The organism is Natronincola peptidivorans (assembly GCF_900111615.1).
Classification (GTDB): domain Bacteria; phylum Bacillota; class Clostridia; order Peptostreptococcales; family Natronincolaceae; genus Natronincola_A; species Natronincola_A peptidivorans.
Genome location: NZ_FOHU01000006.1, coordinates 13,500 through 25,553, shown reverse-complemented (window position 1 = coordinate 25,553; position 12,054 = coordinate 13,500). Strand labels below are relative to the sequence as shown.

Annotated in this window: 10 protein-coding genes; all 10 read left to right on the top strand. The window is 30.3% G+C overall.

Going from position 1 to position 12,054, the window contains the following annotated elements; translation table 11 throughout:
- Positions 1–115 precede the first annotated feature (115 nt).
- The gene (rfbA, locus tag BMX10_RS08365) at positions 116–1,024 is read left to right on the top strand and encodes a glucose-1-phosphate thymidylyltransferase RfbA (protein WP_090442304.1); all 909 of its coding nucleotides are present in this window, start codon (positions 116–118) and stop codon (positions 1,022–1,024) included.
- An 8-nt stretch (positions 1,025–1,032) separates the two neighbouring features.
- The gene (rfbC, locus tag BMX10_RS08360) at positions 1,033–1,584 is read left to right on the top strand and encodes a dTDP-4-dehydrorhamnose 3,5-epimerase (protein ID WP_090442301.1); all 552 of its coding nucleotides are present in this window, start codon (positions 1,033–1,035) and stop codon (positions 1,582–1,584) included.
- Positions 1,585–1,599: 15 nt separating this feature from the next.
- The gene (rfbB, locus tag BMX10_RS08355) at positions 1,600–2,661 is read left to right on the top strand and encodes a dTDP-glucose 4,6-dehydratase (RefSeq protein WP_090442298.1); all 1,062 of its coding nucleotides are present in this window, start codon (positions 1,600–1,602) and stop codon (positions 2,659–2,661) included.
- A 12-nt stretch (positions 2,662–2,673) separates the two neighbouring features.
- Positions 2,674–3,486: an ABC transporter permease gene (locus BMX10_RS08350; RefSeq protein ID WP_090442295.1), complete on the top strand. Its 813-nt coding sequence runs from the start codon at positions 2,674–2,676 to the stop codon at positions 3,484–3,486.
- Positions 3,487–3,497: 11 nt separating this feature from the next.
- Positions 3,498–4,772: an ABC transporter ATP-binding protein gene (locus BMX10_RS08345; protein WP_090442293.1), complete on the top strand. Its 1,275-nt coding sequence runs from the start codon at positions 3,498–3,500 to the stop codon at positions 4,770–4,772.
- Positions 4,765–5,265, top strand: a complete 501-nt coding sequence (locus BMX10_RS08340; protein ID WP_090442290.1) for a hypothetical protein — start codon at positions 4,765–4,767, stop codon at positions 5,263–5,265. Before BMX10_RS08345 ends, BMX10_RS08340 begins: the two co-directional genes overlap by 8 nt.
- Positions 5,266–5,563: 298 nt before the next feature.
- Positions 5,564–6,505, top strand: a complete 942-nt coding sequence (locus tag BMX10_RS08335; RefSeq protein WP_090442287.1) for a class I SAM-dependent methyltransferase — start codon at positions 5,564–5,566, stop codon at positions 6,503–6,505.
- A complete protein-coding gene (locus BMX10_RS08330) occupies positions 6,486–8,078 on the top strand; it encodes a hypothetical protein (protein WP_090442284.1) in 1,593 nt (530 codons plus the stop codon). Before BMX10_RS08335 ends, BMX10_RS08330 begins: the two co-directional genes overlap by 20 nt.
- A 28-nt stretch (positions 8,079–8,106) precedes the next feature.
- Entirely contained in the window at positions 8,107–10,410 is a 2,304-nt protein-coding gene (locus BMX10_RS08325; protein WP_090442281.1) for a glycosyltransferase, read from the top strand.
- A gap of 170 nt (positions 10,411–10,580) precedes the next feature.
- The gene (locus tag BMX10_RS08320) at positions 10,581–12,032 is read left to right on the top strand and encodes a sulfatase-like hydrolase/transferase (protein WP_090442278.1); all 1,452 of its coding nucleotides are present in this window, start codon (positions 10,581–10,583) and stop codon (positions 12,030–12,032) included.
- Positions 12,033–12,054 lie beyond the last annotated feature (22 nt).

Here is a 12,054-nt window from a genome sequence, read left to right as displayed (position 1 = left end):
AAAGTAACACAATAAATAACATTTTACAACAGGATTCTTTATGATAAAGTAGAATAAGTAATAATGATGAAGTTTATTACCAAATAGATAGTTGATGTAAAAAGGGGGAAGCAAGATGAAAGGGATCATATTAGCGGGAGGATCCGGTACTAGACTGTATCCTGTAACCCGTTCCATATCAAAACAGCTACTGCCTATATATGATAAACCAATGATTTATTATCCACTATCAGTATTGATGCTGGCAGGGATAAAGGATATATTGATAATATCCTCACCTAGAGATATAGGCTCCTATGAAGAACTATTGGGTAATGGGCAACATATGGGAATCAACATCTCCTATGCCATCCAAGACAAGCCTAGAGGATTAGCAGATGCCTTTATCGTAGGGGAAGAATTCATAGGTGACGATAATGTTGCCCTAATCCTAGGAGACAACATTTTTTATGGCCAAGGCTTTACACAGATATTAGAAAGGGCTGTGAATCGCAAAGATGGGGCCACTATATTTGGCTACTACGTGAATAATCCTATTGAGTTTGGTGTAGTAGAATTTGATGCAGATAATAATGTCATCTCTATAGAAGAAAAACCTAAAAAGCCTAAATCAAACTATGCAGTACCAGGGCTATACTTTTATGATAATGAAGTAGTAGATATTGCAAAAAATGTAAAACCATCAGCTAGAGGTGAGATCGAAATCACCTCCATAAACAATGAATACCTAAGAAGAGGCAAGCTAAAAGTGGAACTGTTTGGAAGAGGGATGGCATGGCTAGATACAGGAACCCATAGTGGACTACTAGAGGCTAGTAACTTTGTAGAAGCCATCCAAAAGAGACAAGGGCTTTACATAGCATGTATTGAGGAGATCGCCTACAGAAAAGGTTACACTACAAAAAAAGAGCTTCTAAAAACAGCAAAAGAACTAGAAAAAACAGACTATGGACAATATTTATATAGTTTGATACAGGATGCAGAAGTAGACCCTGTAGAAGAAAAATTAGTAGGAAGTGTATAGGAGGACCTATGGGAAAATTTAACTTTATCGAAACAGATATAAAAGGCTTATATATTATCGAGCCTACTGTGTTTGGAGACAATAGAGGCTATTTTATGGAGACCTATAACTATCAGGATTTTAAAAATGCTGGATTAGACATGGTATTTGTACAGGATAATGAGTCAAAATCAAAACAAGGTGTCCTTAGAGGACTGCACTTTCAATATAAACATCCGCAAGGTAAACTCGTACGTGTAACAAAAGGAGAAGTCTTTGATGTTGTAGTAGATATTAGAAAGAATTCACCAACCTATGGTAAATGGTATGGGGCAATTCTATCGGAGGAGAACAAAAGACAATTCTATGTCTCTGAAGGCTTTGCCCATGGATTTGTGGTTCTGTCAGAAGAAGCAGAGTTTGTCTATAAATGTACTGATTATTACCATCCAGAAGACGAAGGTGGAATCCTATGGAATGACCCAGATATAGCGATAGAATGGCCGATAGAAAATCTAAAAGAGATTATGTTATCTGAAAAAGACAAGCAATGGAAATCCTTAAAGGAAACTTTGAAGTAAACGGGGGATAAGAAGATGAAAAAGCTATTAGTAACCGGTGGAGCAGGCTTCATTGGCAGCAATTTTATTATACATATGCTAAAAAAATATAATGATTATAAGATAGTCAACTTAGATGCATTGACATACGCAGGAAATCTAGAAAACCTAAAGGCTATAGAAGACAACGATAGATATACATTTGTAAAAGGAGATATCGCTGACAGAGAATTGGTAAATAAGCTTTTTGCAGACTATCAATTTGACTATGTCATCAACTTTGCCGCTGAAAGCCATGTAGATAGAAGTATAGAAGATCCAGAGATTTTCTTGAGAACAAACATTATGGGTACACAAGTACTGCTTGATGCTGCAAAAAACACATGGACACTAGGAAAGGATGATACTGGATACCCCATCTATAGAGAGGGCGTAAAATATCTACAGGTATCAACGGATGAAGTATATGGAGCATTAGGAGCAACTGGTTTGTTTACAGAGGAAACTCCATTAGCCCCAAATAGTCCATACTCAGCCAGCAAGGCCAGTGCTGATATGATCGTCAGAGCCTATAATGAAACCTATAAAATGCCGACAAATACTACAAGATGCTCAAATAACTATGGGCCATATCAATTCCCAGAAAAGCTAATTCCACTGATGATAGCAAACACATTGGCAGAAAAGAGTCTACCAGTTTATGGAGACGGTATGCAGGTAAGAGATTGGTTGCATGTAAAAGATCATTGTATCGCCATAGAAACAGTCCTTCATAAAGGAAAGCTTGGTGAAGTATATAACATCGGTGGCAACAATGAAAAAGCCAATATTCAAATCGTAAAACTAATTATCAATAGATTAGAGAAAACAGAGGACCTAATCACCTATGTAAAGGACAGGCTAGGCCACGATAGGAGATATGCTATTGACAATACAAAAATTACTACAGAATTAAGTTGGGAGCCAGAATATACCTTTGAAGAAGGCATAGAAGAAACGATACAATGGTATTTAGATAATAAAAGCTGGTGGGAGAAGATTATTAGTGGTGAGTATATGGAGTATTATGATAGGATGTATGGAGATAGAGCAAATTAGGGGAGAAGTGCAGTGTTAAATAAACTTAAAGAATTTATATACTTTATTAGAGACCTTTTTCATAATAGGGAATTAATTTTAGATTTAGCAAAAAATGACTTTAAAGTAAGGTATGCTGGTTCGTATTTTGGAATAGTATGGGGATTTGTACAACCAATAATAACTATCTTTATCTTTTGGTTTGTTTTTCAAGTAGGCTTTAAATCACAACCAGTATCGGATGTGCCATTTATTTTGTGGCTTATATGTGGAATGATACCTTGGTTTTTCTTTAGTGAAGCATGGAATAGTGCTACCGGTTGTTTATATGAGTATAGTTATCTTGTAAAGAAAGTTGTTTTCAGAGTAAGCGTGTTACCGATTGTCAAAATAGTATCCGCTCTCTTTATTCACCTGTTTTTTATTGGGTTTCTATTTTTAATGTTTGGACTGTATGGATTTCCTTTACATATAGTCAACTTACAAGTGATTTACTATTTATTTTCCACCATAATGGTTGTGATAGCCCTATCTTGGTTTACTTCTGCCTTAGCGGTTTTTTTAAAAGATATGACACAAATTATGGCGATAATAATTCAACTGGGTTTTTGGCTAACTCCGATATTTTGGAATTATGAAATACTTCCTCCAAAATACATGTTTCTATTTAAGGTGAATCCAATGTTCTATATAGTACAAGGATATAGAGATACATTTATAAATCATGTTTGGTTTTGGGAAAGATATAATCAAACAATGTATTTTTGGGTAGTAACAGCAATAATTTTTATATTAGGAGCGCTATTTTTTAGAAGAGTACGTCCTCACTTTTCAGATGTATTGTAAAGGAGATAACTATGGACATTGCAATTGAAGTGAAAAACTTGTCGAAAATATATAGATTATATGAAAAACCTATTGATCGATTAAAAGAAGGTATTAATCCTCTTAGAAAAAAATATCATAAAGACTTTTACGCCCTTAAAGATGTTAGTTTTAATATAAAAAAAGGTGAGACACTAGGCATTCTTGGAAAGAATGGTTCTGGCAAATCAACTATTTTAAAAATAATTACTGGAGTACTTTCACCAACCTTAGGTGAAGTAAAAGCAAATGGAAAGATAGCTGCATTATTAGAATTAGGAGCAGGTTTTAATCCTGATTATACAGGAATAGAGAATATTTACTTAAATGGAAGAATGATGGGTTACACAAAAGAAGAAATGGACGGAAAAATCAATAACATTTTAGAATTTGCAGATATAGGAGATTTTGCATATCAGCCAGTAAAAATATATTCCAGTGGTATGTTTGCACGATTAGCTTTTGCTGTTTCCATTAATGTAGATCCAGATATTCTAATAGTAGATGAAGCGTTAAGTGTTGGAGATGTAGCCTTTCAAACAAAATGCTACAAAAAATTCAAGGAATTTCAAGAACTAGGAAAAACTATATTGTTTGTAAGTCATTCAATGGACAGCATCTTAAAATATTGTACTAGCGCTATAGTTTTAAATGAAGGAGTAAAAGTAGAGGAAGGAACTCCTAAAACTATGGTGGATGTTTATAAAAAGCTATTATCAAATTGCTATGAAAATAAAGAAATAAAAGGAAAAGATTTACTAATTCATCAAGAAACTTACTGGAAAGAGCAATTTACTATTAATAAGGAAATGTTAGAATATGGAGATAAGAAAGCAGAAATAATTGACTTTGGAATTTTTAGCGAAGAAGGAATACCATATACTACTTTTTTGCATAATGAAGAAGTAACTGTAAAAATGAAAGTGAAATTTTATGAAAGTATTGAAGAACCCATATTTGCCTTTTCAATTAAAGATATTAAAGGCAATGAAATCTGTGGAACAAATACGTATATAGAAAATATTGATACTGAGGTATGTAATAAAGGACGGGAAATAGTTATTTCCTTTCAACAAAAATTAAGATTACAAGTAGGAAATTATTCTCTATCTTTTGGGTGTACTAAATATAAAGAGGATTACTTGCATATTTTCCATAGACTATACGATGCTTTTTTCATAGAAGTAGTAGCTACAAAAAAAATATTTGGCATTTATGACATAGAATCAAAAGTATCATTAAAAAAAATGGAGGATAGTCATGATTAGAAAGCTAACAAAGAAAAACTTAGCAATTAGTTGCTTTGTTATATATATGATTGTTATTCTTTCTTTACATTTATATAATAGTAATAATATAGCTTTACTTAATAGCAATACAGGTGAAAGTAGAAATATAGAAATTGATGACTTTCAAAATAAAGAATTACTGTTAAATATTGAACGATATTATGAAAGCGATGAAATTGTAGTTATTAAAGGGTGGGCATTGCTTGAAGGAATCTCATCAAGCAATACTAAAACTTATTTAACGCTTACTAATGATGACAATAATTATGTATTTCCTGTATTTATAGAAGAGAGAAAAGATGTAACGAAACATTTAGGTCATGAAGCAAATTACGATGATTCAGGGTTCCAAATTATAATTGATAAGCAAGAATTGTCTGAGGGTATGTATGATCTAAAACTCAAGATAGAAACAAAAGAAATATCTTTAAATAAAGTAGTATTCGTTAAAAGTAGAAATCAAGATATTTAGTCAAATTTACCAATGAGGAAATTAAGAATAAAAGTTGATAAAATAATCTTTGTGCAATTTTATAGATGTAAGATGCTTTTTATTAATTATAATATTTTGACAACAATTAATATGGCACCGAAATAACGCAGCATTCCAGTAAACAAGTTTCGAAAGAGTTGATAATGATTTTTAGATACAAGAAAAGTTCACCATATAGGAGTTTACACTCCTAGCTCAGCAGCAAGAAAAGAAATGGGATTTACAAAAAGTAAAAACTAAGGAGGTTAGGATATATCTATTAAGATATATCAATGCTATGATTCAGAAAATAGGAAATGTTATATTAAACTTAAAACATTATTCAGGAAAAGACCATTATTCAGATGGAGACATAGAAAATGAGCTATTAGATATTGTGAAGAATCATAGTGATTTCACTGAGATTTTAAAGAATGACATTAGATGGCCTGTTTATTATCACTTAACACCAATTCGGAGAAACTTATTAGAATGGTATAATTTTGATAATAGTAAAAGTTTGCTAGAAATAGGTGCAGGATGTGGAGCGTTAACGGGATTATTCTGTGAAAAGTGTGCTGATGTAACTGCTGTAGAGCTTTCAAAAAGACGAGCAGAAATCATAGCCTATAGAAATAAAGAGAAATCAAACTTAGACATAGTTGTAGGAAATTTAAATGAAATAGAACTACAAAAAAAATATGATTATATTACCTTAATAGGAGTTCTGGAATATGCTGCACTATATACCAAAACACCATCTCCCTATGAAGATTTTTTAAAAAATATTAAGAGTATGTTAAAGAAGGATGGAGAGCTTATTATAGGCATTGAAAATAAATTTGGCTTAAAATATTGGTCAGGGTCACCAGAAGACCACACAGGCCGCTTATTTGATGGGTTAGAAGGATATTTGACTGAAGATAGTGGTGTTAGAACCTTTAGCAAACAAGAATTAGAAGAGCTACTAAAAAGTATAGGGTTTAATATTTTGCAGTTTTACTATCCAATGCCAGATTATAAAATCCCTGTACAAATATTTTCAGAAAGTTTTTTGCCTACAATTGGACAAATAGATTCATTTATTCCTAGCTATTCTCAAGAAAGACTACAACTATTTAATGAAAAACTTGTATATGATAACATAATAAAAAATGGACTATTCGATTTTTTTGCTAACTCATTCCTGATATTATGTAAATATAATGGAGATGAAAAAAATGCAAATTCTATACGCTAAGTACAATAGGGAGCGATTACCAAAATTTCAATTAGAAACAATCATTTATAAAGATGGTAAAACAAAGAAGGTAAAAAAGAAAGCGCTAACAAACGAAGCTGGGGAACATATCAAAGCAATCTTTAACAATTATTTGCTACTAAGCAAGAACTATAAGCATATTAAAGTAGCTGAAGCTAGATTGCAAAATGACGAAGTGATATTTGAATATATATCAGGAAATACGCTAGAACAGCTGATGATTACAGCTATTAGCAATAGGAATAAGGATGGTTTTTTTTCTTTGATAAATAGATACTTGCAATATGTAAAGACTTTTTCAGCAGATAATTCACATAAATATAGTTTAGATGATAAATTTCAGTTCTCAGATACTAATCAAGAATGGACAGATTTATTTTTTCTTGATAGTACGAATTTCACAAATTTAGACATTACATTTGATAATTTAATCCAAGATTTAGAGAAAGAATTTATAATTATTGATTATGAGTGGATTTTCCCATTTAATTTACCAATGGAGTATGTGGTGTTTAGAGCTATTAATAATTTCTACATGAAACATCACCAATATTTGGAATCTTTTATAGAGATAAATGAAATATATAAATATTGTGAAATAGACTTAGAAGATATAAAACGATATAATCTTATAGAAATAAAATTCCAAAATTATGTATCAGGTGAAAAAAAGAAACATATTACAAATGATAAATTTCAACATGAAGTTATTAACATTAGAAATGTTTTACATGAAACAAGTCTTAAAAAAACTACTAAGCTTTATATTGATTTAGGAAATGGTTATTGCGAAAGCAACAGCATAATTTGTAAAACACAACATGAACACAGATTGTTTGAAGTGTGTTTCAATCTTTTAACTTATTCTAAGAAATTGATTCAATCAATAAGATGGGATCCAATCGAAGATAGATTATGCAAAGTAAAGATTAATAGTATCTGGTATGTAGATTGTTTAGGAGAAAAAAACTATATTGATATAGATAACATTTATACTAATGAAAGTATAATAGAAAATGAATTCTTTGTATTTAAAACTTTTGATCCGATGGTTTTTTTCGAAAATATAAATGATAATTTATTATCCTTCCATATATCTGGCGAATGGGAAATTTTGAGTAATTACGAATTTGAAAAAAGATACTTGATAAAGATCTTGCAGGAAAGAGAAAACTTAGAGGAAAGAGTTTTAAACAAAAAAAATAAAATAAGACAATTACAAGATGATTATGTAGATCAAAGCTATGAGATGAAGCAGTTGCAAGATGATTATGCAGATCAAAGCTATGAGATGAAGCAGTTGCAAGATGATTATGCAAATCAAAGCTATGAGATGAAACAATTAAAAGCTCAGATTAGTATTATGCAAAGAAACCTAGATGAATTGAAAAGTGAATTTCACCAGCAAGACAAAGATTTAATAGAGCAAAAAAAATATTCTAATTTGCTAGGAGAGGAAATCAATATGTTGAAGAATTCCAATTCATGGAAGATCACAGCACCTCTCCGAAAAGCAAAAAAGGTCTATGAAAAAATTATGTATAAAAAGTAACTAAAGGGAAATAAGGGGGATAATCGTTTTGAGTAATACAACAAGTGATATTATCATACCAGTTTATAATGCCTATGATGATTTAGTAGAATGTGTAGAATCTGTATTTAAAAACACATCTGATGATGAGTATCGATTGATACTAATTAATGACAAGAGTACAGACGCAAAGATAAATATTTATTTAGACAAACTTAAAAAGATGAAAAGAAAGAATTTAATTATACTTAGCAATGAAGAAAATCTTGGATTTGTTAAAACTGTTAATAAAGGCATGAAATATTCAAACCATGATGTTGTGCTTTTAAATAGTGATACTATAGTAACAGAGAACTGGTTAAGAAAACTAAAAAAAGCAGCATATATAGATAAAACAATTGCTACAGTTACACCGCTTACAAATAATGGTACTATATGTTCAGTGCCTAACTTTTGTCAAGACAATGAGATACCGAAGGATTTTACATTAGATCAATATGCAAAAATGATTGAAGAAATTAGCTTTAAAAAATATCCTATAATTCCTACAGCAGTAGGATTTTGTATGTATATAAAACGAATTGTTATAAATGAAATAGGATTTTTTGATGAGGATAACTTTGGAAAAGGTTATGGAGAAGAAAATGATTTTTGCTGTAGAGCTATAGAACATGGGTATATTAACGTTTTAAGTGATGATACTTTTATATATCATAAAGGAAGTATGTCATTTAAAGATGACAAAAATAAATATATTCGAAACAATCTAAAAGTCTTGGAAAATAAGTATAGCTATTATTTTCCAAATGTTAATAATTTTATTAATAGAAATCCATTAAAAGAAATTCAAGAGAACATAAAACTGCATATAAAATTAAATAATGGTAAAAGAAATATATTATATATCCTACACAATGATTTTTTAAAAGGAATAAATCATCCTGTAGGAGGAACGGAATTTCATGTTAAGGATTTAGTAGAAAGCATAAATGATTTAAATAAGTATGTTATGGTAGTTACTGATAATGAAATAATACTTTCAGCCTTTATAAATGATGACACCTTAAGATTTAATTATACTTTAGAAGAGCAAATTACTGATACAACCTTCTATTCATATAGATATTCTAAAATATTAGAACAAATATTAAAAGCATTCAATATAGATGTTATTCATATTCAGCACTTTAAAAAGAATACGTTAGATATTCCAAAAATTGCAAAAAAATTCAATCTGCCAGTAACTGTCACATTACATGATTTTTATGCAATATGTCCCACTATAAACCTATTAGACGCTAATGGAGTATATTGTAAAGATACTAGAAACGAAGAAATGTGCAAAGTTTGCATAAAGAAGAAATTAGGATTTGATACAGATTTTTTAAAAACATGGAATGAAAATGTAAAGAAGTTCCTGTCAGAATGTGATGTGATTTTTACACCATCAGAATCTGCTAAAAAGATAATTGAAGATTATTATGGAAACTTAAATATTAAGGTAATTGAGCATGGAGTAAGAGAATGTCATATCGAGAAAAAGTCACCTGACAAAGAAAATAAGTTTAAAATTGCCTTTATTGGAGGATTAGCTCCATATAAGGGAAGTGGTATTATCCATAGTTTGATTACTAACAACAAACAAAAAGATATAGAATGGTATTTATTGGGAAACTTAGGGGATCAAAGACTTAATTTGTTACAAAGAAGTGACTTGGTCAAATATGGAAGGTATAATCGTGAAGACATTTGTAATATTTTAATAAACCTAGAAATAGACCTTGTATGTAATCTTGCTATTTGGCCAGAAACTTATTCTTACACTTTGACTGAAGCATGGCAAGCACAAATTCCAGTCTTAGCTACAGATGTAGGTGCAATAGGTGATAGAATAAGAACAACAAATGGAGGTTGGCTAGTCGCTTTAAATACTAAAGAGCAAGATATTTTAGAAAAAATATATTCTATTAAAAGTGATTCGAAGGAATATAACGAAAAGCTAAAATGTGTAACAAACATAAAATTTCCATCTAAGGACAGTATGTCTAAAATCTACACTAAAGAATATGAAAGTCTTATAATAAAACTACCTCGTCTAGACAATGGGCCATTAGTTGATAGTAATTCTATTTATAAAGCATATAAGCTAGGAAGTATACTCGATGGAGAAAACGATGAGATAAGCATAGAAGTGGCCAATAAAATAAGAGATTTAGAGAGTGAAATTAAAATTATGCGGAATACGCTAGGATGGAAATTAATGAATAAAATGCGTTCTAAGTATCCTAATTTAATAAGGATATTCAAAAAAGGTGTGTATTTAATATTACCTAAATACTATAAAAAAGGTTAAAAAACAATACAAAAGAAACTACAGCAAATGCTATGCAACTGAAGGAAATAGATATCACAACAAGTTTAGCTCTAAAGTAGAAATAAACAAAAAAGTAATAATCTAGTTAGTATTAGGGTTTAAGCTTTTAAGAAGTTCAGAACAAACAAGGAAAATATGAGGTGAAAATATTGAAAAAAGAAATAATACTACATCCTGTGTTATTTGCAATATATCCTATTGTATTTCTATATTCATATAATATAAATCAAGTAACCATAAGTCAATTAGTACTACCGCTTGGTCTATCGGCTATGATGTCTTTTATCATTTGGATGTGCATGGGACGCTTAACTAAAGATTTGTACAAGGCAGGATTAATCACAACTATGTTCTGCGGGTTATTTTATGGATATGGTTATTTATATAATGTACTAGAGAACACGAAGTTTTATTATGCTAAACATATTTATCTGATACCTTTTGTGATTTTGCTATGGGGATATGGTTCGTTTTTTATCAGTTTAATAAAACGGGTAGAGGTACTAAGATCCCTAAATAAAATTTTAAATATTATAGCTTTAGTATTGGTAAGTATTAATGTATTAAGCATTGTAGCTTTCGAGGTGCAGGGTGTTATAACTTCTAATACAAATAATTATCAAGAACAAGAAACTTTAATAGATAGTACTTCAAGTAATAATAATTTGCCGGATATTTATTTTATTTTACCAGATGAATATGCTAGTATAGACACAATAAATGAGATATATGGATATGACAACCATGAATTTGTGAGTTTTTTGGAGGAAACTGGGTTTTATATTGCTAACAATAGTCAAAGTAAGTATCCGTCAACAATATTATCATTATCTTCGATATTAAACATGGATTATATTGATGATGTGGCAGACCCTACTAGCTTAATAACAAATAGTCCTGTGCAAACATTCTTAGAGGAAAAAGGGTATAAGACATATTGGTTTGGCAATAGGTATTATATTAATAGGTTTAATATAGAGGCTGATAAATACTTTAATTTCTTTGAAGAGGAAAGTACTTATTATGTTGATGAATTTCATATGTTTGTACTAAACTCTACTATACTAAACCCCTTTCACGAATTATTAAGCCATGAAAAATATGATAGGGATAGTCATAGAGCCTCTGTTCAATATAAAAAAGATAATTTTTTAGCAGTGCTTGATATAGAAGAACCTAAATTTGTGCTTCTGCATTTTTTAATTCCACATGACCCCTTTATTTTTGGTGAAAATGGAGAAGTAATAGATTATGAAAACCAATATAACTGGGCAGATAAAGAGTACTATTTGGGGCAATTTAAGTATACTTCTAAAGTAATGCAAGAATTGATAACACATATTTTAGAAAAACAGAATAAACGAGATTCAATTATTATAGTACTGTCAGATCATGGACCACGTGGTGGCATTAAGAGAGACATAACAATACCAACAGTTCACCATCACAAAGTATTTTCAGCATTTTACTTCCCGAATGAAGGTGATAGCATGCTCTATGATGATATCACTCCTACTAATGTTTTTAGAGTACTCTTCAATCAATACTTTGGATCAGAATTTGAATTGCTAGAGGACTTTGATTACGAAAAGAACAAGTAAATTCTAATAAAGGAATGATTTA